The 25064-nt window shown below is 68.5% G+C and carries 20 protein-coding genes and 3 pseudogenes; 10 read left to right on the forward strand and 13 right to left on the reverse strand.

Going from position 1 to position 25064, the window contains the following annotated elements:
• Nucleotides 1–3 precede the first annotated feature (3 nt).
• The 7 genes from E6J58_19480 (at nt 4) to E6J58_19510 (ending at nt 8945) form a co-directional block, all read left to right on the forward strand.
• Complete coding sequence (locus tag E6J58_19480) at nt 4–1068, forward strand: NADH:flavin oxidoreductase/NADH oxidase (protein ID TMB34035.1); 1065 nt, start codon at nt 4–6, stop codon at nt 1066–1068.
• Between the two features lie 81 nt (nt 1069–1149).
• Nucleotides 1150–1773 carry a hypothetical protein gene (locus E6J58_19485; protein TMB34036.1) on the forward strand — a complete coding sequence of 208 codons (624 nt, stop codon included), beginning with the start codon at nt 1150–1152 and terminating at the stop codon, nt 1771–1773.
• Nucleotides 1774–1834: 61 nt separating this feature from the next.
• A complete protein-coding gene (locus E6J58_19490) occupies nt 1835–4324 on the forward strand; it encodes a hypothetical protein (protein TMB34037.1) in 2490 nt (829 codons plus the stop codon).
• A gap of 14 nt (nt 4325–4338) precedes the next feature.
• Complete coding sequence (locus E6J58_19495) at nt 4339–5451, forward strand: BMP family ABC transporter substrate-binding protein (protein TMB34038.1); 1113 nt, start codon at nt 4339–4341, stop codon at nt 5449–5451.
• 71 nt (nt 5452–5522) lie between these two features.
• A complete protein-coding gene (locus tag E6J58_19500; GenBank protein TMB34061.1) occupies nt 5523–6974 on the forward strand; it encodes an ABC transporter ATP-binding protein in 1452 nt (483 codons plus the stop codon).
• Nucleotides 6975–7023: 49 nt separating this feature from the next.
• Nucleotides 7024–8067: an ABC transporter permease gene (locus E6J58_19505; protein ID TMB34062.1), complete on the forward strand. Its 1044-nt coding sequence runs from the start codon at nt 7024–7026 to the stop codon at nt 8065–8067.
• Entirely contained in the window at nt 8064–8945 is an 882-nt protein-coding gene (locus E6J58_19510) for an ABC transporter permease (GenBank protein TMB34039.1), read from the forward strand. Before E6J58_19505 ends, E6J58_19510 begins: the two co-directional genes overlap by 4 nt.
• Here the strand turns inward: E6J58_19510 and E6J58_19515 are convergent.
• Genes E6J58_19515 through deoC form a run of 3 tightly spaced genes read right to left on the reverse strand, consistent with a single transcriptional unit; the run spans nt 8936 to nt 11256 of the window.
• Complete coding sequence (locus E6J58_19515; GenBank protein ID TMB34040.1) at nt 8936–9418, reverse strand: acyl-CoA thioesterase; 483 nt, start codon at nt 9416–9418, stop codon at nt 8936–8938. The genes E6J58_19510 and E6J58_19515 overlap by 10 nt on opposite strands.
• Nucleotides 9415–10581, reverse strand: a complete 1167-nt coding sequence (locus E6J58_19520; protein TMB34041.1) for a phosphopentomutase — start codon at nt 10579–10581, stop codon at nt 9415–9417. The genes E6J58_19515 and E6J58_19520 overlap by 4 nt, the downstream gene beginning before the upstream one ends.
• The gene (gene deoC / locus E6J58_19525; protein ID TMB34042.1) at nt 10582–11256 is read right to left on the reverse strand and encodes a deoxyribose-phosphate aldolase; all 675 of its coding nucleotides are present in this window, start codon (nt 11254–11256) and stop codon (nt 10582–10584) included.
• Nucleotides 11257–11285: 29 nt separating this feature from the next.
• Here deoC and E6J58_19530 point away from each other — a divergent pair, with 29 nt between their 5' ends.
• Nucleotides 11286–12311: a hypothetical protein gene (locus E6J58_19530; protein ID TMB34043.1), complete on the forward strand. Its 1026-nt coding sequence runs from the start codon at nt 11286–11288 to the stop codon at nt 12309–12311.
• Here the strand turns inward: E6J58_19530 and hemF are convergent.
• The 4 genes and pseudogenes from hemF to E6J58_19550 form a co-directional block, all read right to left on the reverse strand.
• Nucleotides 12280–13113 (reverse strand): oxygen-dependent coproporphyrinogen oxidase, encoded by an 834-nt coding sequence (gene hemF / locus E6J58_19535; GenBank protein ID TMB34044.1) that lies wholly within the window; start codon nt 13111–13113, stop codon nt 12280–12282. The two genes, E6J58_19530 and hemF, sit on opposite strands and share 32 nt — an antisense overlap.
• A gap of 40 nt (nt 13114–13153) precedes the next feature.
• The gene (gene tsf, locus E6J58_19540) at nt 13154–13819 is read right to left on the reverse strand and encodes a translation elongation factor Ts (GenBank protein TMB34045.1); all 666 of its coding nucleotides are present in this window, start codon (nt 13817–13819) and stop codon (nt 13154–13156) included.
• A 6-nt stretch (nt 13820–13825) separates the two neighbouring features.
• Nucleotides 13826–14724: pseudogene (gene rpsB / locus E6J58_19545) on the reverse strand (30S ribosomal protein S2).
• A 232-nt stretch (nt 14725–14956) separates the two neighbouring features.
• Nucleotides 14957–15790 (reverse strand): annotated as a pseudogene (locus E6J58_19550) (SDR family oxidoreductase).
• Nucleotides 15791–15891: 101 nt separating this feature from the next.
• Here E6J58_19550 and E6J58_19555 point away from each other — a divergent pair.
• Complete coding sequence (locus E6J58_19555; GenBank protein ID TMB34046.1) at nt 15892–16281, forward strand: hypothetical protein; 390 nt, start codon at nt 15892–15894, stop codon at nt 16279–16281.
• Nucleotides 16282–16306: 25 nt separating this feature from the next.
• The gene (locus E6J58_19560; GenBank protein TMB34047.1) at nt 16307–18244 is read left to right on the forward strand and encodes a DUF2339 domain-containing protein; all 1938 of its coding nucleotides are present in this window, start codon (nt 16307–16309) and stop codon (nt 18242–18244) included.
• Here E6J58_19560 and E6J58_19565 read toward each other — a convergent pair.
• The 6 genes and pseudogenes from E6J58_19565 to E6J58_19590 all read right to left on the reverse strand — a co-directional run bounded on the left by E6J58_19565 (nt 18238) and on the right by E6J58_19590 (nt 25059).
• Nucleotides 18238–19027: pseudogene (locus tag E6J58_19565) on the reverse strand (polyphosphate kinase 2 family protein). The gene E6J58_19560 and the pseudogene E6J58_19565 overlap by 7 nt on opposite strands.
• Before the next feature lie 3 nt (nt 19028–19030).
• Nucleotides 19031–21973, reverse strand: a complete 2943-nt coding sequence (gene secA, locus E6J58_19570) for a preprotein translocase subunit SecA (GenBank protein ID TMB34048.1) — start codon at nt 21971–21973, stop codon at nt 19031–19033.
• A gap of 66 nt (nt 21974–22039) precedes the next feature.
• The gene (locus E6J58_19575) at nt 22040–22315 is read right to left on the reverse strand and encodes a hypothetical protein (protein TMB34049.1); all 276 of its coding nucleotides are present in this window, start codon (nt 22313–22315) and stop codon (nt 22040–22042) included.
• Between the two features lie 51 nt (nt 22316–22366).
• Nucleotides 22367–23293 carry a M23 family metallopeptidase gene (locus E6J58_19580; protein TMB34063.1) on the reverse strand — a complete coding sequence of 309 codons (927 nt, stop codon included), beginning with the start codon at nt 23291–23293 and terminating at the stop codon, nt 22367–22369.
• 233 nt (nt 23294–23526) lie between these two features.
• On the reverse strand, nt 23527–24300 hold the full coding sequence (locus tag E6J58_19585) for a Stp1/IreP family PP2C-type Ser/Thr phosphatase (GenBank protein TMB34050.1): 774 nt from the start codon (nt 24298–24300) through the stop codon (nt 23527–23529).
• 21 nt (nt 24301–24321) lie between these two features.
• Complete coding sequence (locus E6J58_19590) at nt 24322–25059, reverse strand: hypothetical protein (GenBank protein TMB34051.1); 738 nt, start codon at nt 25057–25059, stop codon at nt 24322–24324.
• Nucleotides 25060–25064: the final 5 nt, after the last annotated feature.

Consider the following 25064-nt stretch of genomic DNA (forward strand, 5'->3'; position numbering starts at 1 on the left):
GGCATGCTCTTCGACTCCCTGCAGCTCCGCGACGTGATCCTCCGCAACCGGATCGTCGTCTCGCCGATGTGCCAGTACTCGAGCGAGGACGGATTTCCGAACGATTGGCATTTCGTTCACCTGGGCTCCCGGGCGGTGGGTGGCGCCGGGCTGGTGTTCACCGAGGCGAGCGCGGTGACTCCGGAGGGCAGGATCTCTCCGCAGGATCTGGGCATCTGGAAGGACGAGCACGTCGAACCGCTGGCGCGGATCGCCCGCTTCATCGAGGCACAGGGAGCTACGGCGGGGATGCAGCTTGCGCATTCCGGGCGCAAGGCGTCCACGCAGCAGCCGTGGAAAGGGAGCCGCGTCCTCGCGCCGGGTGAAGACGGCGGCTTTCGTCCGATCCTGGCGCCGAGCCGGATCCCGTTTCGCCCCGAGGACCCCGTGCCCGAGGAGCTCGATGCGCGAGGCATTGCCCGGATCGTCCGGGCATTCGGCGACGCCGCGGAGCGCGCGTTTCGGGCGGGGTTCCGGGCTTTGGAGCTGCACGCTGCTCATGGATACCTGCTGCACGAGTTCCTCTCCCCGCTTTCGAACCGGCGCGCCGATGCTTACGGCGGGTCATTCGAGAACCGGATCCGCGTCGTGCTCGAGGTGGCCGAGTCAATCCGGGCGCGGTGGCCCGAGCGATATCCCCTCTTCGTCCGCATCTCGGCGACGGACTGGGCGGAAGGCGGGTGGGAGATCGAGCAATCCGTCGAGCTCGCGCACAGGCTCGCTCTCCTGGACGTCGACCTGGTCGACTGCTCCTCGGGCGGGCTTGTGCCCGGCGCGAAGATCCCGATCGGTCCAGGCTACCAGGCGCCGTTCGCCGAGCGCATCCGCCGAGACGTCGGCATCAAGACGGGCGCGGTAGGAATGATCCGCAGCGCGGAACAGGCGGAGCACGTGCTGCGCACGGGGCAGGCGGATGTCGTCGTCCTCGCCCGCCAGCTCCTCCGGGATCCGTACTGGCCGTTGACCGCAGCGCGGCAGCTCGGCGCGACGGTGCGCTGGCCGCCGCAGTACGAGCGGGCGCGGGACTGATCGACGAGTCTGTGTCGAGGGATTTCCGCCGGGTTCCCAGACGGCGAAGGCGTGGCCACCCTGCCCGGAAAGGAGGAACTGATGGGTATCGGCAAATTGACAGGAACGATTCTCGCGGCGGGCGCCCTGGCGGCGGCCGGCGCTCTGGCGCAGACGGGCGGAGGTACCGGCTCTGGTTCCGTCGGCGGCACGGGCGGGACCACCGCGGGCACGTCCACGGGCACCGCGGGTTCGGGCACGGGCACGGGCAGCGCGACAGGCGCAACCGGCACGGCCACGCCCGGCACCACGGGTGAGGACACGCGCTCCGGCGCGACGACCACCCCGAACACCGGCGTGAGCGCGAGTGGAAGCGCGACGACGGGGACGCCCACGGACAACTCGGCCACGACAGGGACCTCGACGGACAATTCGGCTACGACGGGCTCGTCGACGAGCACGTCTCCGAACAGCACCTCGTCCACGAGCACTTCTCCGACGACCGGCTCGTCCACGAGCACCTCTCCGACGACGGGCTCGTCCACGAGCTCCTCGCCGAACAGCGGGATGGGTACGAGCTCGAGCAGCAGCGGCAGCATCGGCTCGAGCACCTCGCAGTCGGGTTCGGTGGGCGCGGGCGCATCGATGGACGCCGGGCTCGACACCTCGAGCACGCCCAGCACCAACACGACGAACAACCCTTCGGATTCGCAGAATCCGAAATAGCGGCAAGACATGATCGAACCTCCGGGTCCGGTGTGGTAGGAGCGCCGGACCCGGAGGTTTCATGTTTCTTCTCGTCGCGCTCCTCGTCGCCAGCCCCGTCGCAGTGAAAGCCGCGCGCCTGTTCGACGCGACTGCGGGCCGGATCGTCCAACCGGGCCTCGTCGTGGTCGATGGAGATCGGATCGCGCAGGTCGGCGGTCTCGCGCCGCCCGGTGCGCAGGTGATCGACCTCGGGGATGCCACGCTGCTCCCAGGACTGATCGACGCGCACACGCATCTCACGGCGGAGGCGGGCCCGAGCTGGTACGGCGACACCATGGAAGGGATCCTGCGCTCGCCGACGGAGCAGGCCCAGTATGCCGCTGAGTACGCGCGCCGCACGCTCGATGCAGGCTTCACCACCGTGCGCGATCTCGGCGCGTGGGAGTTCCTCGATCTGGGCTTGCGCAACGCCATCCAGGGCGGGGCGGTTCCCGGGCCGAGGATGATCATCGCGCTGAACGCAATCGGTTCCCGCGGAGGACATGCAGACCTCGACCCGTTTCCACCCCACCGGGTGCCGCCGCTCGGAATCGAGCGGGGTATCTGCAACGGACCCGAAGAATGCCGGGCGGCGGTCCGCTGGCAGATCAAGTACGGCGCCAACGTGATCAAGTTCGTGCCTTCCGGAGGCGTGCTCTCGCTCAGCGACCCGGTCGACAACCCGCAGCTCACGCAGGCGGAGATGGACGCAATCGTCCAGGAAGCCCATGCCTGGGGACGCAAGGCGGCGGGCCACTGCCACGGCGATGCCGCGGCGAAGCGCGCGATCCAGGCCGGGGTGGACTCCATCGAGCACGGGACCTTCCTCAAGGCCGACACGCTGGCGCTGATGCAGAGGAAGAACGTCTTCCTCGTTCCCGGTCCGATCCACGACCCGGCAGGACCATCACCCGACATCGGGAAGAAATTTCCTCCTGCCATCGTCGAGAAGATGCTCGCGTCCGGCAAGGCCTGGCCCGAGATGATCCGGAACGCGCAGAAGGTCGGCGTCCGCATCGCCTTCGGGAGCGACGCGGGCGTCGAGCTGCACGGCAAGACCAATCCCGAGCAGCTCACCTGGCTGGTGCGCTGGGGCTTCACGCCGGCCCAGGCGCTGCAAAGCGCCACCGTGAGCGCCGCGCACCTTCTCGGGGTCGAGGCCGGCTCTCTGGAGCGCGGCAAGCTCGCCGACGTGATCGCGGTCGCGGGAGACCCCGTTCGCGACATTGCCGCGGTGAAGAACGTCACCTTCGTGATGAAGGGGGGCCAGGTCTTCCGCAACGGACGTCCGCCTCCGCCGCCAGCGCGGCTCGCGCTCCGCGCGGCGCGCCTGTTCGACGCCGCGGCTGGTGCGTTGGTCGAGGGCGCCACCGTGGTCATCGAAGGCGACCGGATCGTCGCCGTCGGACGCGGCGTGCAGGTGCCGTCGGACGCGAAGGTGATCGATCTCGGCGACGCGACCCTGCTTCCCGGCCTGATCGACGCGCACGTCCATCTCACCAGCGAATCGCAGGACGACTTCGCCAAGGCCTTCGTCGAGAACCTGATGACGTTCCCGACGGAGCAGACGCTGAAGGCCCACGCCTACGCGAGCCGGACGCTTCTCGGCGGGATCACCACTGCGCGCGTGCTCGGCGCGCACGATCTCACCGACCTGGGCCTGAAGCGCGGCATCGATCTCGGGTTCGCCGAGGGTCCGCGGCTGTCGATCGCGGAACACCCGATTGGAAGCCGGGGCGGACACGCCGATGGATCGCATGCTCCCCCGGGCCATTCGGTGCCGCCAGGCGTTCCGGAAGGTATCTGCGCTGGCGCCGATCAGTGCCGCGACGCGGTCCGCTGGCAGCTCAAGTACGGCGCCGACGTGATCAAGTTCATGGTCTCGGGGGGCGTCCTCTCGCTCACCGATCCCGTCGACGTCCCGCAGCTCACGCCCGACGAAGCCACGGCCATCGTCTCGGAGGCGCATGCCTGGCACCGCAAGACCGCCGCTCATTGCCATGGCGACGCCGCCGCAAAGGTCGCGATCGCCGCGGGCGTCGACTCCATCGAGCACGGTTCGTTCCTCAAGGAGGACACGCTCGCGGAGATGAAGCGGCGGGGCATCGTCTATGTCCCGACGCTGATGGCCGTCGAGGACGTCGAGCGGCGCGCAAAGGAGAACAAGCTGCCCCCTGCCATCGCGGCGAAGGCGCTGGCGGCCGCAGGATCGCTGGCGAAGACGTTCCAGGCGGCGGTGCGGCTCGGCGTGCCCATTGGAATGGGAACCGACAGCGGCGTCTCGCACCATGGCTTCAACGCGCACGAGATCACGCTGATGGTGAAGAACGGGATGGCCCCGGCGCAGGCGCTCCAGGCAGCGACGGTGGTGGACGCGCGGCTGCTGCAGATGGAAGACCGCATCGGCAAGCTCGCGCCGGGTTACCTGGCAGACGTCATCGCCGTTCCGGGGAACGTCCTCGACAATCCGTCGGCCGTCGAGCGGGTCTCGCTGGTGATCAAGGGCGGGCGCGTGGTGAAGCAGCCCTGATACAGTGCGGGTCGATGAAAGGACTCGCGCTGTGCTGCTGCTTCCTCGCGTTGCTCGGTTGCCGGAAGAAGCAGGTCCCGCGCACGATGGGCCTCGCGCTGGACGTGGGAGGCCGCGGCGATCAGTCCTTCAACGACGGCGCCTTGCGCGGGCTCGAGGTCATGGCTGCCGGCCTCCGCTACACGGCGCGCGGATACGAGCGCCTCGGGGAGGAGGAATACCGCTCGATGCTGGCGCCGGATCTGCGCGGCCAGCCGTACCCTCACCTGGCCATCCCGCCGCCGCTGGTGCTCTCCGGCAAGGCGCAGGAGGACTACGAGCCGAACCTGCAACTCCTCGTCGATCAAGGCGCGGAGCTGGTCATCGCCGTCGGGTTCATGATGGAGCCCGCAACGCGGTCGGTGGCGGCGCGCAACCCGAAGACGCGCTTTCTCCTCATCGACAGCCCCGTGCTGGACGCGTCCGGCAAGCCGACCACCGCCCCCAACGTGCGCTCAGTCGTCTTCCGCGAGCATGAAGGCACGTTTCTCGCCGGAGCGCTCGCCGGACGATTGACGCGGTCGAAGGTAGGATTCGTCGGCGGAATGCAGCTCCCTCTGATCCGAAAGTTCGAGACCGGGTTTCGCGCGGGCGTGCGACAGGTGAATCCGGCGGTGGAGATCCTCGTCGCGTATACGGGCACGTTCGACGACGAGCGGAAGGGAATCGAGGTGGGGCATGACCTCTACCGGCGCGGCTGCGACATCGTGTTCCACGCCGCGGGTCTCGACGGACTCGGCGTGATCAAGGCGGCGCAGCAGGCGGGAAAGCTGGTGATCGGCGTCGACAGCGATCAGTCGCACGTCGCGCCCGCGAACGTCCTCACCAGCATGGTGAAGCACGTCGACGTGGCCGTTTATCTGGCGGTGAAAGACGTGCTCGACGGGAAGTTTTCCGGCGGCGACGTGGTCCTCGGGCTCGCCGAAGGCGGGGTTGGCCTGGCGCCGATCGGACCGATGATCAGCGGAGCCGAGCGGGCCGCCGCAGTGGTCGAGCTGGACCGGCTTCGCGCGCAGATCGTCGCCGGCCGGTTGGCCGTCCCGGCAACGCTCGAGGATCTGGCGAAATCCGCGGCGGCCAGGCAGTGAACGCGCTCGAGCTCCACGGCATCGTCAAGCGCTTCGGCCCGGTGACCGCGCTGGACGGCGTTTCTCTCGCGATGGCGCCCGGAGAAGTCCTGGCGCTCGTGGGCGAGAACGGGGCCGGCAAGTCGACGCTGGTTTCCGTCGCCTGCGGGCTGTACCGCGCCGACGCCGGGACGGTGAGCGCTTTCGGACGGCAGCTGCCGCCGGGCGACCCGCGGGCGGCGATCGACGCCGGGATCGGCGTCGTCTACCAGCACTTCATGCTGGTCGGACCGCTCACGGTCTGGGAGAACGCCGTCCTGGGACGGGAGCCGAGGCGCCTCGGCTTCATCGACCGGCGTCGATCCCGCCGCGAGGCGGCCGACGTTGCGGCCAGGCTCGGGCTCGCCATCGACGTCGACGCCCGCGTCGAGACGCTATCGGTCGCCGCGCAGCAGCGCGTCGAGATCCTCAAGCAGCTCTGGCGCGGCGCACGCGCTCTCATCCTCGACGAGCCGACTGCCCTGCTCTCACCCCAGGAATCGGCCGAATTGATGCGGACAGTCCGCGCGCTCGCGGCCGAGGGGCGTGCGGTACTCTTCATCTCGCACAAGCTGCGCGAGGTTCTCGCCGTCGCCGACCGGATCGCCGTCATCCGCCGAGGCAACATTCTCAGGGCAGCGGCGCCGCGCTCGAGGACGGACACTGCCGCTCTGGCCGACCTGATGATGGGGGGTGCGCCCGCCGTCGTCGCCAGATCGTCGCCGTCACGGATGCTCCCGCAACCCGGGATCGTGCTGCGCGCCCGCGAGCTGACCTGCTCTTCCGACCGGGGCTTGCCAGCCCTTCGGGGCGTCTCCTTCGACGTCCGGAGCGGAGAGGTCGTCGGCGTCGCCGGCGTCGACGGCAATGGCCAGACCGAGCTTGCGGAAGCGATCGCAGGACTGCGATCCGCCGGCGGCCTGCTGTCCCTGGACGGCGACACGTCTTTCCACCGGAGCCCGGCTGCTGCTCGCCGCGCGGGCATGGCGCACCTGCCGGAAGACCGGCGGCGCCTCGCGCTCTGCGGCTCCCTCAGCGTCGAGGAGAACCTTGCCCTCGGGCACCACTCTTCGCCTCCATACGCGCGCGGGTTCCTCATCGATCGCCCCGGCCGCCGCGCGATGGCACAGAGGTTGATCGCAGAATTCGACGTCCGCACGCCGGATCCATCCGCGCGGGCGGCAGATCTCTCCGGCGGCAACCAGCAGAAGCTCGTCGCTGCACGGGAGCTGTCCGGAGGTCCCCCGCCGCGCCTGATCGTGGCCGTCCACCCGACGCGCGGCCTGGATCCCCGGGCGAGCCGCCGCGTGCATGAGGCGCTCTTCGCGGCACAGCGAGGCGGGGCGGCGATCCTCGTCGTCTCCCTCGACCTCGACGAGCTCCGCGAGCTGTGTCACCGCATCCTCGTCCTCTTCGACGGGCGCATCGCCGGCGAGGCAGCGCCGGATGCCAGCGACGAGCAGCTGGGCCGGATGATGTTGGGCCAGGTGCCCGCGGTTGCCTGAGCTCCGCACCCGGCTCTTCGCGCCGGCGCGCGACCCGCTCTGGGGCGCGATCGCCGCGCTTCTCGTCTCGCTTCTGGTCAGCTTCCTCGCCATCGCGGTTTCCGGAAGGGATGCCGTCTCGGGATTCGCCGATCTGGTCTCCGGCGCCTTCGGAGGGATTGGTCCGCTGGGCGAGACCGCCATCAAGTCCGCCGTCCTGATCCTCACCGGGCTTTCGGTGGCGGTCGCCTTCACCGTCGGGCTGTTCAACATCGGCGCCGAGGGTCAGCTCATCTGGGGCGGGCTTGCCGCCGCGGTGGTCGGCCAGATCGACGTCCCGGGAGCGATGGTCTGGAGCCTCGCGGCCGCGGCCCTCGCCGGCGCCCTGTGGGGACTGCTGCCGGGCTGGCTCAAAGTGCGCCGCGGCGTTCACGAGGTGATCAGCACCATCCTGCTCAACTGGATTGCCATTCATCTCGTGCAGGGGTGGCTCGTTCCGGGGCCCCTCGGCGCTCCCGGATCGGGAGCCACGGTGAGCGTCGCCGGGACGGAGCCGATCGTCGCCGCCGCCAGGCTGCCGCGACTCTTCTTCGGAAGTCGGCTCGATCTCGGATTCCCGCTCGCGTTGCTCGCCGCTGCCGCCGTCTGGTGGCTGCTGACGCGCACCTGGCGTGGCTTCGAGTGGCGAGCCGTCGGAACCGGCCGCGATGCGGCTCGCGCCAGCGGGGTTCCCGCGGACCGCCGCATCTGCGAGGGCATGGCTCTCTCCGGGGCCCTGGCTGGCCTCGGCGGCGCCCTGCTCATCCTTGGAACGGAGCACAAGTACCCGGGTGTCTTTCGAACCGGCTACGGCTTCGACGGCATCGCGGTCGCGCTGGTGGGCGGCGGAACGGCCCTGGGCACGACCGCCGCGGCGATCGTCTTCGGCGCGCTTCGCGCCGGAGCCACCCGCCTGCAGCTCGTCGGCATCCATCCTTCGTTTGCGGAGTTGACGCAGGGCCTCGCGGTGCTCCTGGTCGCGGCCCCTCGCCTGTTCCTGCCGCTGCTCGCGCGCCTGCGCGGACGCCCCGCTGCCGCGGCCAGCGATCCTCCGATTCCGACGGTGCAGCCGTGAACCTCATCCTCGACTTCGCGCCGCCTCTGGTGTTCGCCGCCTTGGGTGGCGTGCTCAGCGAGCGCGCAGGAGTCGTGAACATCGGGCTGGAAGGGATGATGCGCTTCGGTGCCTTCGCGGCAGCGGCAGGCTCGATCGTCTCGGGCTCCCCCTGGATCGGTCTCGCCTGCGGCGCGCTCGCGGGAGCTGCCGCTGCCGCAGTCCACGCCTTGCTGTCGTTGCGCTTCCGGGCCGACCAGGTGGTCAGCGGAATCGCGCTGAACCTGGTCGCGTTGGGGCTCGTGACCTACCTCTTGCAGTCGATCTTCGGATCGAGCGGCGTGAGCCCAAACGCGGCTTCGCTGCCTCGCGACGGCTTCGGACATTCGGCGCTTGCCTACGCGGCATTGATCGCGCCCCTCGTCTTCCATCTCTGGCTTTTGCGGACGCCAGCCGGACTGCGGGTCCGGGCGATCGGCGAGCATCCAATCGCCACCGCTACGCTCGGGATTCGCGTGCTGCGCCTGCGCGCGGCGTGTGTCCTCTCCAGCGGCGCCCTCGCCGGCATCGGCGGCGCGACGCTCTCCGTCGGGATCCTCGGCCAGTTCGATTCGCGCATGCCCGCCGGGCAAGGATTCATGGCCCTGGCGGCAATGGTCTTCGGAAGATGGACTCCGCTCGGAGCGGCGGCCGCGGCATTCCTGTTCTCCGCCGCGGAGGCGCTGCAACGGCAGCTTTCGTTCTCGCTGCATGCCGCCGATCTGCGCCTGGAAGGAATCTTCCTTGCCCTGCCTTATGCGCTGACGCTGCTGCTGCTCGCTTTGCGCGTCGGCCGCACGCGTGCTCCTGCCGCCGACGGCGTCCCATACGACCCCGAGGACCAGGCCGTTCAGCCCTGACCGACGCGCACGTTCTCGCCTTCCAGCTCCATCACACGCTGCCGCCAGAACTCGGGCCAGGCGATGCTCCGCATGGTGGCCATCTCGACGCAGACGATGACGGTCTCCGCGGTCACCGGCCGCAGGCCGGTATCGATGTTGTCGACGATGTACTCGAGTCGCGCGCTCCGGTTTCCCAGATGCGCGGTGCGCACGCGGATCGCGAGAGCGTCGTCGAAGCGCGCGGGGGCGAGGTAGTCGACGACCCCCCGCCGGACCACCGCCTGCACCGGTGAACGCGAACCCCCTTCGAGCATCAGGCCGAGGTAGCGCAGGTACTCGATCCTCCCGAGCTGAATGAGGTTGAGCCAGCTCGCGTTGCCGACGATCCCCTGCGCGTCCACTTCGTCGTAGCGCACGCGGTGCCCGTGGCTGAAGCGGAACAGCTCCTCGAGCAGCGGCCTGGGCGCCGTCTCGCGGGGCTCGTCCGTCATGTGATTGCCTGCAGGAAGCTGCTTCCGCGCGCCGCCGTGAGGCCGAAGTATTCCGCCACCGTCGCTCCCAGATCGGCGAAGCTGTCGCGCGTCCCGAGATCCGCGCCGGTCGCGCGCCGCGGCGAATATGCGAGCAAGGGAACGTACTCGCGGGTGTGGTCGCTGCCGGGGAAGGTCGGATCATTGCCGTGGTCCGCGGTGAGCACCAGCAGATCGTCTTTGCGCAGCTGCGAGGCGATGGAAGGGAGCGCGGCGTCGATCTCCGCCAGCGCACGAGCGTACCCGTCGGGATCCCGCCGATGGCCATAGAGCATGTCGGTATCGACCAGGTTGACGAAGAGGAAGCCCGGCAGCATCGACTTCAGCATTTCCGCGGTCCTGCGCAGTCCGTCCGCATTTCCCTCGGTGTGCACCGACTCGGCGATGCCTTGGCCGTCGTAGATGTCGGGGATCTTGCCCAGCCCCACGGTCCGCACGCCCTTCTGCGACAGGCTATCCAGGACCGTTCCCTTCGGTGGCGGCTGCGAGAAGTCCCGGCGATTGTAGGTGCGCTTGAACCTTCCCTTCGCGTCGCCGACGAACGGCCGCGCGATGACGCGCGCCAGCCCATAGCGCTTGCCGACGGAACGAGCGGCGTCGCACCAGGCGTACAGCGTCTGGAGCGGGACCTTCTGCTCCTGCGCGGCGATCTGGAAGACGCTGTCCGCGCTGGTGTAGACGATGGGCATCCCGGTGCGGAGGTGCTCCTCGCCCAACTCGTCGAGGATGACGGTGCCGCTCGCCGGCCGGTTGCCGAGGAAGCCGGGCGCCCCGGAGAGGCGCAGCCATTCGTCCATCAGCTCCTTCGGGAATCCGCGCGGGAACGTGGTGAATCCGCGCTGCAGCACCACCCCCATCATTTCCCAGTGCCCGGTGGTGGTGTCCTTGCCCTGCGACTGCTCCGCCATGCGGCCGAAAGCAGCACGCGGGGAATCGGTCCGCGGGCAGCCGGCGATCCCGGTAATATTGCCCAGCCCCCATGACTGCAGATTCGGAATCCGGAGTCCGCCGACCTTCCGGGCGCAGTTTCCCACCGTGTTCGCGCCGGCGTCGCCGTACGTTGCAGCGTCCGGGAGCTCGCCGGCGCCCAGGGAATCGATCACGATCGCAACGAAGCGGCCCATCTACTCTCCAGTGACGATCGCGACGCTGGCGCTGGTTCCAAGCCGGTTCGCGCCTGCTTCCAGCATCCTGCGCGCGTCGGCGGCCGTCCGCACGCCGCCACTCGCCTTGACGCCGAAGTCGTCGCCGACCACTTGTCGCATCAACGCGACGTCTTCGACCGTGGCTCCGCCCGGGCCGAATCCGGTGCTGGTCTTGACGAACGCCGCGCCGGCCGCTTTCGCAAGCGCGCATCCGATCACCTTCCCGGAATGGTTGAGCGCGCCGGTCTCCAGGATCACCTTGACCGGACGCGGTCCTGCCACTGCCACGACCGCGCGAATGTCGGCTTCCACGTAAGCGTAGTCCTTCGCCTGCAGCCGGCCGACGTGCAGCACCATGTCGATCTCCGCCGCGCCGGCGCCGATCGCTTCCTGGGCCTCGGCAACCTTCGCCTGCGTGCTCTCCGTGCCGGAGGGAAATCCCACCACCGCAATGGGCCGGGTGCGGCAGCCTTCGAGCAGGCGGGCGCACAGCGCGACCTTGCGCGCCGTAACACAAACCGTGGCGAATCCGTAGCTGCGCGCCTCGTCACAGAGCCTGATCAGGTCCTCGCGAGTGGCGTCGGGTCTGAGCAGGGTATGGTCGATGTACGTCGCCAGATCCCGGTTGCTCCCGATGACGGGCCGATCGGCCATGGCAGCGCGCGTTGTACCATGGGGATCCCGTGCGCGCCCTTCTCATCGCCCTGCTCTCCGCGGGCTGCTGCGAATTCTCCGGCCCGCGCTGGCACGGCCGCGTCAGCGACCATTTCGACGGCCAGAGGTTCCACAACCAGATCCCCGGCGAATCGTCGCTGGCGGAGATCGCGCGCTGGCGCCGCCAGCGGCTCCCGGGCGCCTGGCCCGAGTACGTCGATGCCCCTCCCGCGCCCGCGCCGCCGATCCGTGTCAGCGAGGGCGAGCTGCGCATCACCTTCGTAAACCACGCCACCGTGCTGGTGCAGATGGACGGGCTGAATGTCCTCACCGATCCGATCTGGGGCGACGTCGCCGGACCGGTGCCCTACCTCTCGCGCAAGCGAAGGAGGCCGCCGGGAATCCGATTCGAGGATCTGCCGCCCATCGACGTCGTCCTGATCAGCCACGATCACTACGACCACATGGACATTCCCACGCTGCAGCGTCTCTCGGCGCAGCACCGGCCGCGGTTCGTCGTCGGCCTCGGCCAGGCGGCGCTGCTGGCCAGCGTGGGACTTCACAGGGTCACGGAGCTCGATTGGTGGCAGTGGACGCGAATCGGCGGAGTCCGCATCTGGGGCGTCCCGGCGCGCCACAACTGCCGCCGCGGCGCCTGCGACAGGAACGCGCGCCTCTGGCTTGGCTTCGTGCTGCGGTCGAGCTCCGGCGACGTGTACTTCGCGGGCGATACCGGTTATGGGCCGCACTTCCAGGAGATCGCCGAGCGCTTCGGCGGCCCGCGCGTTGCGCTGCTTCCCATCTCGCCGGGCTTGCCACGGCGCCTGTTCGGAACGGTGCACCTGGATGCCCGCGACGCAGCGATCGCGGCGCGCACGCTGCAGGCGAAGGTGTCGATCCCCATCCACTTCGGCACCTTCGCGCAGGGTGACGAGGCGGACGGAGAGGCGGAAGCGAAGCTGCGCCATTCCTTGCGGGAGCCCGGGAGCGCGCGGTTCGTGATCCTGAAGAACGGCGGATCCTTTACCAGCTCACCAGCGGGGGGAGGCTCATGAAGATGGCGTCGACGTTGCCGCCGCTCTTCAGGCCGAAGAGAGTACCGCGATCGTAGATGAGGTTGAACTCGACGTACCGTCCGCGCCAGCGGAGCTGCTCGGCGCGATCGTCGTCGGTCCAGGGAAGCCCGCGACGGCGCTCGACGATGGGAACGTATGCCGGGAGAAACGCGTCGCCGACGCGCTCGACCAGCTCGCGTTGCTCCTTCCCGCGCAGATAATCGAAGAAGATGCCTCCTACCCCGCGCTCGGCGTTGCGGTGGGCGATGAAGAAGTACTCGCGCGCCCATTGCGAGAAGCGCGCGTACCGTTCCGCCCCGCAGGTCTGCTGCAGCACGCCGTGGAAGTGCGCGGTGTCCTCCGGGAAGGGCCGGAACGGCGTCAGATCCATGCCGCCGCCAAACCACGCCGAATCGCCGGCTTCCAGATAACGCACGTTCATGTGGACGATGGGCACGAACGGATTCTTCGGATGCAGCACGAGCGACACGCCGGTGGCAAAGAAGGGCTTGCCGGTGATCTCTTCGGGGGTCGGGGGACGAACGTCATCCCCGCGCGCCGGCGGCGCCGCGCCGGGAGGCGCCGCCGGGAAGCTCGGCCCCTGCACTGCGGAGAAATTGCAGCCGGCTTTCTCGAACAGCTCGCCGCGGAGCTCGCTCATCTCTCCGCCGCCTCCGCCCGGGCGCTGCCAGGCGGTGCGGCGGAAAGTCGCCGCCGATCCCTCCAGCTCCTGGAGCCGCGCGACGATGCGGTTCCGCAGCTCGCGGAACCGCTGCTCAACCTCCTCGCGGAAGCCCTGCATGCGCCACTCCTATCATCCGCGCAGGGTTTTTTCGGAGCGGCTACTTCTGTCCGCTGACCGCCGCGCTGACTTCGGCAGCGAAGTCCTTCTGTTCCTTCTTCAGGCCCTCGCCCAGGGCGTACCGCGTGAAGCGGCGCACCTGCATGTTCTCGCCGATGATGGCGATGGCCGCGTTGATCTCGTCCTGGACCGAGCGCTTCCCTTCCGGGTCGCGGAAGAAGGCCTGCTCGAGCAGGCAGTACTCCTTGTAGAACTTCTCGATCTTCCCGGGGATGATCTTGTCGAGCATCGCCTCCGGCTTGCCCTGCTCGCGAAGCTGCGCGCGGTGAACGCTCTTCTCCTGATCGAGCTCCGCCGCGGGCACCTCTTCGCGGCGCAGCCACCTCGGATTGCTCCAGGCGATCTGCATCGCGATGTCCTTCACCAGCGCCTGGAACTTCTCGTTGCGGGCAGTGAAGTCGGTCTCGCAGTTCACCTCGACGAGCACGCCGATCTTTCCGCCCAGGTGGATGTAGGAACCAACCGCGCCTTCGGTCGCGCTCCGCCCCGCCTTCTTCCCGGCGGTGGCGAGGCCCTTCTCGCGCAGCCAGGTGATCGCCTTGTCGACGTCGCCCGACGATTCGACCAGCGCCTTCTTGCAATCCATCATCCCCGCGCCGGTCTTCTCGCGCAGGTCCTTCACCATCGCCGAAGTCACTTCTGCCATTGCGACCTACTCCTCCGTCTTCGCTTCACCGTCCGCCGGCGGCTCGCCGCCGCCCAAGGTCGGCTTGTGCTCCACGATCGGTCCCGGCGGCGGCTCGGTGTCGGCGCGCATCATCGGGCGGCGATCGCCTCCGCGCCCTCCGCGCGCACCGCCGCGACGTCCGTCGCGCCGTCCGCGGCGCTCGGATGCGTTGTCGCGGTCCTCGCTTTCCTCCGCCTCGGCCTGCGGCTCGCCGGCGTGGTGCGCCTGGTAGCGCGCCTTGCCCTCGATGGCCGCGTCCGCGATCTTGGCGCAGAAGAGCCGGATGGAGCGGATGGCGTCGTCGTTGCCGGGGATGACGTAGTCGATGCCCTCGGGATCGCAGTTCGTGTCGACCAACGCGACGATGGGAATGCCGAGGCGCGTCGCCTCGTGGATGGCGATGTGCTCCTTCTTCGGGTCGATCACGAAGAGACAACCCGGAAGCCGCGTCATCTCCTGGATGCCGCCCAGGTTCTTCTTCAGCTTCTCCATCTCGTTCTGGAGCAAGGCGACTTCCTTCTTGGGCAGCTTCTCGAAGGTGCCGTCGGCGGCCATCTTCTCCAGCGTCTTGAGCCGGTCGATGCCGCTCTTGATGGTACCACGTAGAACTGGCCGGACCGCGTCGCTTCCTCGACCACGGCATCCTGCGCCTGCTTCTTGGTGCCGACGAAGAGGACGGAGCCGCCGCGGGAGCAGACGTCGCTGACGAACTTGAACGCCTCGCGGGCCAGCTTCACCGTCTTCTGCAGATCGACGATGTAGATACCGTTGCGGGCGCCGAAGATGTACGGCTTCATCTTCGGATTCCAGCGCTTGGTCTGGTGCCCGAAGTGGACGCCGGCCTCGAGCAGCTGACGCATGGTGATGCCCTGCGCGGGCTGCATCGCCTGCTGCATGCCGGTGGCGTCGGCGCCGACCGGAATGGGCGCTGTGGGTGTGGGTGTGCTCGGCTCTATTGTCTCTGTCATCATCGTTTCTTCCTCCACCCCCGTCGCGCCAAAGCGGGCCCTTGCGGGAACCCCGCCCTGATCGGGAGGTGTGCGTATTTGTGGTGCGGAACAGCTGGACCCATCCGAAAAGATCCCCGGAAGGGAGCGGCGATCTAACAGGATCAGGGCCCACCACGTAGCGCGATTCTTCCGAGGCGAGAAAGACGTAGGAGGGTGCCAGCTCCGCGGGCTGCGCCGGCCGCTCCATCGGATATCCCTTGCCGAATTGCTCGTTCTTCTCCTTCTTGAACGAAGAGACCACGAGGGGCGTCCACACCGGCCCGGGTGCGACGCAGTTCACGCGGATTCCGCGCTCGATCAGTCCCTTTGCGAGGCCCTTGGTGAAGGCGACGATCGCTCCCTTGGTCGCCGCGTAGTCGAGGATGGCGGGGCTCGGATGGTACGCCTGGACGGATGCCGTGTTGATGATGACCGCGCCCGGCTTCATCCAACGCAGCGCGTGGCGGACCAGGTGGAACATCGCCTCGATGTTCACCGCGAAAGTCCGCCGGATCCGCTCCGCGTCGATGTCCTCGAACTTCTCGATCTGCTTGCCCTGGAACGCGGCGTTGTTGACGAGAATGTCGATGCGCCCGAATTCGCGGGCGGCGGCCTCGACCACGCGGGCGCACTGCGGCTCTTCGGCGAGGTCGCCCGCGACCAGGACTACGCGCCGGCCCGAGGCCTCGACCACGCGCTGGGTCTCGCGCGCGTCCTCGTGCTCGTTCCAGTACGCGATCACGATGTCCGCCCCTTCGCGCGCGAACGCGAGTGCGACGGCGCGACCGATCCCGCTGTCGCCGCCGGTGATCAGCGCCACCTTGTCCTTCAGGCGGCCGAATCCCTTGTACGAGCTCTCGCCGTAATCGGGGCGCGGCTCCATCGCCTGCTCGCTGCCGGGCGGCTGTTGCTCCTGGGGTGGAAAGGGCGGAGTCGGTCCCTTCTGCTTGGGGTTTGCCATGCGCGGAAGCTGCGCATGACGGTGAACGGCGGCATCGCTCGCGGGCGCGGGGCCGGCGTGGCCGATTCGGAGAGCTGGCCGTCGATTTCGGGGGAGTTCCAATGGCCCGAAAGCAGAGCCACCTGCTGGCCCTTGCTCTCGCCGCGATGTCGGCGGCGGGTTGTTCCTTCGTCTTCGTCAGGCCGACGCCGACGGTCTCGACCGGGTCGGGCGCGGTCGTCTGTGGCACGATGGTCGCCCCCGACCTCGACGTGTTCGCGACGCTGGGCCTGGCCCTCGGCGGCGGTATGGTGAACGGGGTTCGCCACGCCTTTTGCGAGACATCCGAGAACACCCGGCCATGCGGGAGCAATGTCCCCGCGTACATCCCCGCCATGATCGCTGCGGCTTCTTCGCTCTATGGCTTCTGGGCGGTGAGCTACTGCGAACGCGAGCTCGAGAAGCTTTCGAAGGACGCCGCCCAACCATTCCCGGCGAAAGCGGGGCCGTGAACTTGACCGTCGAGGGAAGCCGCGGATGCTGGAGGCATCTATGTCCGAAGACGGGAATCCGCGTTCGCTGGAAGGTCGCGTTGCGGCACTCGAATGGGAAGTCCGGCAGCTCCGGGGCGAGCTGATCCGGACGCAGGGCGCGGGCAGTCGTCCGTCCGGCGCGCCGCCGCCACTCGCCGCCGCCGCGGTCGAGGCCCGCTTCGATACGTCCGCTCCTGCACGCTCGACGGCGTCGTCGTCGCGACCAGCGGTCGAGGCACGTTCTGCATCGCGGGCATCGCCGCTCGACCTCGAGACGCTGGTCGGTCGCTACGGCATGCTCGGGCTCGCAACGCTGCTGGCGCTCGCCGCGATCGGGACGTTCGTGAGCTGGGCCGTCGCCCGCGGGCTGCTCGGGCCGACGACGCGCGTGGCGGTGGGCCTCGTCGCTGCCGCAGCGATCGCCGCCGCTGGCCTGAAGCTGCGTTCGCGCTCGCGCTCGTTCGGCGATAGCCTCCTCGCGCTGGCGCTCGCCGCTGTCCACGTCTGCGCCTGGGCGGCGGGGCCGTCGCTGGGACTCGTCCCGGCGCCGCTGGCCCTCGCGTTCTCCGCTCTGTCGTCCGTCGCGCTCGGCGCATTCGCACTCCTCGAAGCAGACGAGCCGCTCTGGTGCGTCGGGTTTGGCGGCGCGTGCGTCGCGCCGTTCGTCACCAGCACGGGCCAGGGGACGGCGCCCATGCTCGCGGCGTACGCCACCGCGGTTCTGGTGGCCGGCGGGTCGGGATTGGCATCGCGGCGCTGGTTCGTGGCCGGCCGCATCTTCGCCGCTGGAACGACGCTGTTCGTCGTCGCGCTTCTCGCAATGCCGGCGGCGCAGAACGCGCCGCTATTCGCCGTCGGGCTGCCTCTGGTGGTCGCCGGCTTCGCGGTTCTCCCATTCGCGCGCGGCGAAGTGCTGCGTCCGCGCTTGCGGACCATGGGGCTTCTCGCGGCGGTCGCATCGGTTCGTCTCGCCATTGCACCGCTGCAATGGATGGGAGCCTCCGGAGCGGCCATTGCCGTTGGGATCGCCGGGTGCGCCTGGCTTGTCCTCCTCGAGCTCTCCGACGGAGAACCTGCGGGCAGGCTGCTCGACGGTCTGGGCGAGTCCGAGGAAGGCCCGGCAGCGTGGATCGACGGCGCGGTCCTTCCGGGACTGTTCCTCGCCGCTCTGGGCATCGTTCTCGGTCGAGATGCGGCGCCTGCCTTCGGCGTCGCGGCAATCGTTCTGCTTGCGTCCGCCGCGCGGCGGTCGGAGGCGGTGCGCGATGCGCTCGCGGCGAGCACCTGGGCCGCGGCGATGACTGCGACGTGGCTGACCACCGGAACAGTCCCGACGCTCGCCGTATCGTCGCTGGCCTGGGCGTCGATCGTCCTCGTCTGGCTCGGACTTCTCTGGGTGCCGAGCGCGACCTGGATGTGGACCTCGCGTCTCTCGCTGACCGCCGTCGGCCTCTGGGCGCTGGCGCTCTTCGCGGTGCGGCCGCAGTACGAGCTCATTCCGCTGGCGTCCGTCGAGTCGGCCTCCGCCTTCGCGGTCGCGCTGGCCTGGGCCGCTGCGGCCCATGCGGCGCGGAAGGACGACGACGAATTTTCGCGATTCAGCGCGCGCGCAGGTCTCGGGGCGTTTCTCTTCCTCTGGGGCCATCACGAGCTGGTCCACGCCATCTCGCCGAACGCGTCGTCCTTGCTCCTGATCGGCTACTATGCCGTCACCAGCGTCGGGTTCGTCGGCTGGGGACGGGCGCGGCATTCGGCGCGTCTCCGGCGCATCGGCCTGGGCCTCGGCCTGATCGCCGCCTTCCTCGCTTTGCGGGGCGCGTGGCAATTGCCCTCCGCCGGCACGCGGATCGCGGCGTATCTGCTGGTCAGCGTCTTCCTGCTCGGGATCGCCTGGTGGTACCGGCAGCCTGACGAAGAGGCCATGCCTCAGACCGTTCACTGACTCGATTCGGGGTGTTCGGCGCGCCACGCCCTCAGGTCGCGGCGCACGAGCTTTCCCTGCTCATCGAGCACCTGTCGCCACGCCGTGCGGTGCGGCCGCATCGCTGCGGCGACTGCTTCGGCGACGAGCAGATTGCGGTACCACTTCGCGTTCGCCGGGACGACGATCCACGGCGCGTCCTTCGACGCGCATTTACCGATCGCGTCCTCGTAAGCCTCGGTGTAGTCGTCCCAGCGTTCGCGGTCCTTCCAGTCCTCGACGCTCAACTTCCAGGCGTCGTTCGGGTCCTTCTCGCGCTCGAGCAGCCGCTCCCTCTGCTCCTCCTTCGTGATGTGGAGGAAGAACTTGAGGACGATGCACCCGTCCTTCGCGAGAGTGCGCTCGAGCCCGTTGATCAAGTCGTACCGCTCCTTCCAGATTGCCGGCGCGACGAGCTTCTTCACTCGCGCGACCAGCACGTCTTCGTAGTGCGAGCGGTTGAAGATCCCGACCTCGCCCGCGCGGGGTGCGCGCTTGTGCACGCGCCAGAGGAAGTCGTGCTGCCCCTCCTCGGTCGTCGGCACGCCGAAGCTCGTCACCATGATCCCGCGCATCGCGCCCCTGCAGCACCATCAGGACCGAATGCGTGCGGGAGCCCCACATCAGGTCTTGTAGCTCGAACAGCTCGCTGCTCAGCTTGTCGAACCGATCCCGCGCCTCCCCCTTCTTCATCGAGTCGGGAGGATCGGTGGGAATGTCGTCCAGCTTGAGCTTCGCCGGCGCGTCGAACCTCTGGAGCTTCATCGCCTACTCGGCGGGTGCGCCGCCTTCCTCGAGCGGAAGGTGGCACTTCTTGTACTTCTTCCCCGACCCGCACGGGCAAGGATCGTTGCGGCCGACGCGCGGCCCGGCGCGAACGATGGGCGCCGTCTGGTTCTGCACCGCCGTGCCGCCCTGGCCACCCGACGCCGTCGGCGACTCGCCGTGGGTCTCGATCGTTTGCTGTTGCCGGCGCTGCGGCAGCGGCGGCAGCGAGGCAGAAGTGCGGCCCTGCGCCGGCTGCGGAGTGGCCGCTTGCTGCTGCACCGGCTCGACGCGCATCACCATCGCGATGGTGCTCGCGGCGATGCGGCCCTTCATGATCTGGAAGAGCTCGAAACCTTCCTTCTTGTATTCGATCTTCGGGTCCTTCTGTCCGTACCCGCGCAGGTGGATGCCCTGGCGCAGATGGTCCATCTGCAACAGGTGGTCCTTCCAGAGCTGGTCGATGGTGTTCAGGTAGAGCCATTGCGTGTACAGGCGGAAGTCGTCGCCGAGCGCCTCGAACTTCGTCTTCAGTTTCTTTTCGACGACGTTGAAGATGTCGAGCTGGAGCTTCTCCTTGTCAGGAGCGGCGCCCTCGAACCCCATGTCGACGTTGAACTGCTCGCGCGCGCGGACCTGGAGGGCCTTGGTGTCGAACTCGTCGCTCTTTCCGCGCGGGACCGCCTCGTCGACGATCTCGATGATCAGGTCTTCGAGGAGATCGTAGAGGTGCTCCTCCTGGTCCTTCCAGCCCACCACCCTCTCGTGGCGGGTCTTCTTCTTGGTCTTCGGGTCCTCGGTGAACCAGACGAGCGGAACGCCGGCGGCGGCAGCGAGCACTTCCTTGCGCATGCCGTAGATCGTCTTGCGCTGCTGGTTCATCACGTCGTCGTACTCGAGCAGGTTCTTGCGGATGTCGAAGTTCTGCCCCTCGACGCGCGTCTGCGCGCCCTCGATGGCCTTGGTCAGCCAGGGGTGCTCGATGGGCTCGTTCTCCTGGACCCCGAACGTATCCATCAGCTTGGCGATGCGGTCGCTGGCGAAGATGCGCATCAGGTCGTCTTCCAGCGAGAGATAGAACTTGGAGGACCCGGGATCCCCCTGCCGGCCGGAACGCCCGCGGAGCTGGTTGTCGATGCGGCGCGATTCGTGCCGCTCGGTGCCGAGGATGTGCAGGCCGCCGAGCGACACCACCTCGTCGTGCTCCTTCGTGCACTGGTCCCTGTACTTGGCGACGGCGCCGTCGTGGCGCTCCTTCCAGGCGGCGTACTCGGCGCGGTAGACCTGCTCCACTTCCGCGGCGGTCACCGGCGCGAATTTCCCGTCGCCTTCCGCCTTGGCCTTCTCGACGCGGGCCTGGACCAGCCGCCCCTCGATCTCCAGCGGATTCGGCTCCGCGCCGACCTCGCGCTTGGCGAGAAACTCCGGGTTGCCGCCGAGAAGGATGTCGGTGCCGCGGCCGGCCATGTTGGTGGAGATGGTGATTCGACCCTTGCGTCCGGCCTGGGCGACGATCTCCGCTTCCCGCTCGTGCTGCTTCGCGTTCAGCACGTCGTGCGAAACTCCGCGCTTCTTCAAAAGGCCGGAGAGCACCTCGCTCTTGGCGATGCTGACCGTGCCGACCAGCACTGGCTGCCCCTTCTTCCAGCGCTCCTCGACGTCGTCGCACACCGCCTTGAACTTCTCGCGCTCGGTCTTGTAGACGGTGTCCTGAAGATCCTTGCGGATGTTGACGCGGTTGGTGGGGATGACCAGCACTTCCAGCTTGTAGATCTGCGCGAACTCGGAGGCCTCGGTATCGGCCGTCCCCGTCATTCCCGCGAGCTTGGTGTAGAGGCGGAAGTAGTTCTGGAACGAGACCGTGGCGAGCGTCTGGTTCTCGTTCTCGATCTTGACGTTCTCCTTGGCCTCCACTGCCTGGTGCAGGCCGTCGCTCCAGCGCCGCCCCGGCATCAGGCGCCCGGTGAAGTCGTCGACGATGATCACTTCGCCGTCCTTCACCACGTACTCGTGGTCCTTGCGGTACAGCGTGTGCGCCCGCAGGGCCTGCTCGACGTGGTGCAGCGTCTCGATCTGTTCGGGGTCGTAGAGATTGGGGACGCCGAGCTTCCCCTCGACCTTCTCCACGCCCTCGTCGGTGAGCACCACCGAGCGCGCTTTCTCGTCGACGGTGAAGTCGCGATCGCGGACCAGGCCGGGGATCACCTTGTTGATCTTGTAGTACTTGTCGGTCGATTCCTCGGAGGGCCCGCTGATGATCAGCGGCGTGCGTGCCTCGTCGATGAGGATGGAGTCGACCTCGTCGACGATGGCGTAGTGCAGCTCGCGCTGGACGTAGTCGGCGAGGCGGAACTTCATGTTGTCGCGCAGGTAGTCGAAACCGAACTCGTTGTTCTGTCCGTAGGTGATGTCCGCGCCGTACTCCTTCTGCCGCTGCCGGTCGGTCAGGCCGTGCACCACGCACCCCACGCTCAGGCCCAGGTGCCGGTACAGGCGGCCCATCCACTCGGCGTCGCGCTTCGCCAGGTAGTCGTTGACGGTGACCACGTGCACGCCCTTGCCTTCGAGGGCGTTCAGCACGCAAGGCAACGTCGCGACCAGCGTCTTGCCCTCACCGGTCTTCATCTCCGCGATCATTCCGCGGTGCAGACCGACGCCGCCGATGAGCTGCACGTCGAAGTGACGCATCCCCAGCGCCCGCACGCTGGCCTCGCGGGTCAGCGTGAAGCAGTCGGGAAGGATGCGGTCGAGCGCCGCGGACTTCTGCAACTCCGGCGTGTCGGCCACCTCCTTGCGCCAGGCGCGCACCTGCTCGCGCATTTGCTCGTCCGAAAGCGACTTCGCCCAGCTCTCGCGCTCGTTCATGCGCGCGACGAGCGGCTGCATGCGCTTCAGCTCGCGCTGGTTCTTGGTGCCGACGATCTTGCGAAGAACGTAGTTGAACATGGTCTGCCCTGCGGAAAAGGGGGTGCGCGCAAAGCGCGCAAAGCGAACCCGGAGAAGCGGCGTGGCTCAGGCGGCGGGCGGGGCCTGGCTGGGCGCGGGGCCGGAGGGCGAGCGGAAGATCGACGGTGCGCGGACGGTATCTGCCCGCTGGACGCCGCGCTCGACGCACAGCCCCTTTGCGGCGGGGTTGTGCGCCACGCGGCCGCCATAGCTTTCGACGTGCTGGGCTACCGAGTCGGCGGAGACCGCCGCGGCGGCCGCGAAGGACGAGATCGGCAGCGCACCGGCGGGAGCGAGCCCCACCAGCACTGCCGCGCACGCCGCCGCCACTCTGCCGCGCATTCGAGGAAGCCTAAGGTTCCCCGCGCGCTTGTCAACCTTCAGCGAAGGGGATCACTCTTCAAGAATGAACTTGCGCGGGTTGTCCGCGACGCCGTTCACCCGGACCTCGTAGTGGACGTGCGGCCCGGTGCTGCGGCCAGTGTTCCCGACCGCCGCCACGAACTGTCCCCGCTTCACCTTCTCGCCCAACTTCACGTTGATGCTCTGGAGGTGGCCGTAGCGCGTCTTCAGCCCATAGCCATGGTCGAGTACGAGGACGTGCCCGTAGCCGCCTTCCTGGCCGGCGAAGACCACGGTCCCGTCGGCAGGAGCGCGCACCGGCGTCCCCATGCCGGTTGCGATGTCGATTCCTTCGTGCATCACGCGCTCGCCGGTGTACGGGTCGAGGCGGACGGAGAAGTCGGAGGTCACCCAGCCGCGGACGGGCCAGATCGACGGCGCCGATGCGAGCAAAGCCTGCTGGTCCTCGAAATAGCTCTTGAGCGCGCGCGCTTCCTGTTCCTGCGCCTTGACCTTCTTGTCCAGGCTGTCGAGCTGCTTGAGCAGGTCGGAGTCGTCGCCGGTTCCCGGCCTGGCGTCGCCGTCAGCGATCATCCGGCCCTCGCCGCCAGCCGCAGGCGGCCTGCCGGTTCCGACGGCGCCGATTCCGGCCTGTGCAGGCTCCGTGGCGATCCCGCCGCCAACGAACTCCGGCGCCATCTGCCCCATGTCCGGCTGCGCCATGGACAGCTTGCGGTCGGGGTCGTTGAGCGAAGTGATGTGGCGGAGGTTCGCATTGAGGCGCTTGACGCGGTCCAACTCGTCGTTGATGTGGGAAAACTTCTGCTCCGCCTCGCGCCAGCGGTTCTGCAACTCGAGATTCTCGGCGCGGATCAGCTCGTTTTCGGCCACCTTGCCGACCACCTGGAAGTAGTGGGCGAGCGCGCCGATCAGGGCCAGCACCACCACGCCGAACGCCAGGCCCACGCGCACGAGCATGCGGTGCTCGAGGCGAATCTTCTTCACCTTGGCGTCGCGATCCGGCACCAGCAGGATCGTGTACGACTTGTCCAACGAACCTCCGTGCGGCGGGAACCGATTTTCCCAACCGACCGCCCACGCGGTCGCTTCCCCGGCAAAATACAAACGGCAGGCCAGCGCGCCTAGCGGGGGAGCGTCGTTCAGTATCGGATGGCTAACGGGTGCGTCAAGGAATGCGCACCCACCTCGTACTACTCGATGCGCTGCACGGCGACGACGGTGATGTTGTCGTCGCCACCGCGAGAATTCGCGAGCTGGATCAAGAGGTCCGGCACTTGCGCAACGTCGGTGCGAACCACCGCGTCGCGGATCTCATCGGTGTCGATCAGGTTCGACAAGCCGTCCGAGCAGAGCAGAAATTTGTCGCCGGAGCGCGTCTCCACGCCGACCACGTCCACGAGCACGTCCTCCTCGAATCCGACCGAGCGGGTGATGATGTTCTTGAGGCGGCTGTGCTTTGCCTCCTCCTCGGTCAAAAGCCCCGCGCGCACCTGCTCGTTGACGAGCGAGTGGTCTTCGGAGAGCTGCCAGACCTGGGCGTCGCGGACCAGGTACGCGCGGCTGTCGCCGACGTGTCCGACGATGGCGTGATCGCCATGAACGAGCAGTGAGATGCAGGTGGTGCCCATCCCGGCGAGGTCAGGATTGGCGCGGCTGATCCGGAACACCGCCGCGCACGCGCCCTCCACCGCTTCGCGGAGGGCGCCGGCCAGCGGCGATTCGGGCAGCGCCGTCTGCGCGGAGAACGGATCGTCGACGCGCAGCTTCGCGGACATCAGCTCCTTCTCGATAGTCTGCACCGCGAGGCGGCTTGCGGTTTCGCCGCCCGCGTGGCCGCCCATCCCGTCGCAGACGACGTAGAGCCCGAGGTCCTCGTTGACCAGCCAGCTGTCCTCGTTGTGCTCGCGCTTCATCCCGGTATCGGTCCGGGCGGCACTGCGAAACGCGTCAGCACGGGCTTCCATTGCAGTGGACGAGTCTACACCTCACCCCGCTCTCCGGTCGGGCGCCGCGCGTCGTGTCCGTGCCCGCTCCAACAACTCGCGCGCATGTTGCAGGGCGACCTGCGTCGGCTGGCCGGAGAGGAGCCGCGCAAGCTCCTGCACCCGCGCCTCCCCCTCCACCGCCGCCACGCGGCTGTGCGTGCGGCCCCGGCGCACTTCCTTTTCGGCGACCTGGTGCCGCTCGGCGAACACCGCGATCTGCGGCAGGTGTGTGATGCAGATCACCTGCCGGCCCTTGGCGACCGCGGCGAGCGCGCGGCCGACCGCGTCCGCCGTCGCGCCGCCGATCCCGGCATCGACCTCGTCGAACAGATAGGTGTCCACATCGTCGGCGTCGGCGAGCACGCGCTTCACGGCCAGGAGCACGCGCGACAACTCGCCTCCCGAGGCGATGCGCGCCAGCGGGCGCAGCTCTTCGCCGGGATTGGGCGAGAGAAGCAGCTCGGCCGACTCGAGCCCACGGGGTCCGAGGACTTCCCCGCCCACCGGAATGCCTCCTTCGCCGGCCGGCCCGAACCGGACGGAGATCTCCGTGCGCGCCATGCCGAGGGCCGACAGCTCGGCCGCCACCGCCCGGGAGAATCCGGCCGCAGCCGCGCGCCGCTTCTCGGACAATGCGCGGCCGAGCTGCAGGGCGCGCTCCCCGAGGTCGCGCACGCGCTCCTGGGCGGCCGCCAAGGATTCGTCGTGATGCTCGAGCGATTGCAGCTCGGCGTTCATCGTCT

The organism is Deltaproteobacteria bacterium, from assembly GCA_005879535.1.
GTDB lineage: Bacteria > Myxococcota > Myxococcia > Myxococcales > 40CM-4-68-19 > 40CM-4-68-19.

What these genes read in the sequence shown, in the direction of transcription:
- E6J58_19480 (TMB34035.1), top strand. Translation starts at nt 4, where the DNA reads ATGCTCTTCGACTCCCTGCAGCTCCGCGACGTGATCCTCCGCAACCGG.
- E6J58_19485 (TMB34036.1), top strand. Translation starts at nt 1,150, where the DNA reads ATGGGTATCGGCAAATTGACAGGAACGATTCTCGCGGCGGGCGCCCTG.
- E6J58_19490 (TMB34037.1), top strand. Translation starts at nt 1,835, where the DNA reads ATGTTTCTTCTCGTCGCGCTCCTCGTCGCCAGCCCCGTCGCAGTGAAA.
- E6J58_19495 (TMB34038.1), top strand. Translation starts at nt 4,339, where the DNA reads ATGAAAGGACTCGCGCTGTGCTGCTGCTTCCTCGCGTTGCTCGGTTGC.
- E6J58_19500 (TMB34061.1), top strand. Translation starts at nt 5,523, where the DNA reads ATGGCGCCCGGAGAAGTCCTGGCGCTCGTGGGCGAGAACGGGGCCGGC.
- E6J58_19515 (TMB34040.1), bottom strand. Translation starts at nt 9,418, where the DNA reads ATGACGGACGAGCCCCGCGAGACGGCGCCCAGGCCGCTGCTCGAGGAG.
- E6J58_19520 (TMB34041.1), bottom strand. Translation starts at nt 10,581, where the DNA reads ATGGGCCGCTTCGTTGCGATCGTGATCGATTCCCTGGGCGCCGGCGAG.
- deoC (TMB34042.1), bottom strand. Translation starts at nt 11,256, where the DNA reads ATGGCCGATCGGCCCGTCATCGGGAGCAACCGGGATCTGGCGACGTAC.
- hemF (TMB34044.1), bottom strand. Translation starts at nt 13,113, where the DNA reads ATGCAGGGCTTCCGCGAGGAGGTTGAGCAGCGGTTCCGCGAGCTGCGG.
- tsf (TMB34045.1), bottom strand. Translation starts at nt 13,819, where the DNA reads ATGGCAGAAGTGACTTCGGCGATGGTGAAGGACCTGCGCGAGAAGACC.
- E6J58_19555 (TMB34046.1), top strand. Translation starts at nt 15,892, where the DNA reads ATGGCCCGAAAGCAGAGCCACCTGCTGGCCCTTGCTCTCGCCGCGATG.
- E6J58_19560 (TMB34047.1), top strand. Translation starts at nt 16,307, where the DNA reads ATGCTGGAGGCATCTATGTCCGAAGACGGGAATCCGCGTTCGCTGGAA.
- secA (TMB34048.1), bottom strand. Translation starts at nt 21,973, where the DNA reads ATGTTCAACTACGTTCTTCGCAAGATCGTCGGCACCAAGAACCAGCGC.
- E6J58_19575 (TMB34049.1), bottom strand. Translation starts at nt 22,315, where the DNA reads ATGCGCGGCAGAGTGGCGGCGGCGTGCGCGGCAGTGCTGGTGGGGCTC.
- E6J58_19580 (TMB34063.1), bottom strand. Translation starts at nt 23,293, where the DNA reads ATGCTCGTGCGCGTGGGCCTGGCGTTCGGCGTGGTGGTGCTGGCCCTG.
- E6J58_19585 (TMB34050.1), bottom strand. Translation starts at nt 24,300, where the DNA reads ATGGAAGCCCGTGCTGACGCGTTTCGCAGTGCCGCCCGGACCGATACC.
- E6J58_19590 (TMB34051.1), bottom strand. Translation starts at nt 25,059, where the DNA reads ATGAACGCCGAGCTGCAATCGCTCGAGCATCACGACGAATCCTTGGCG.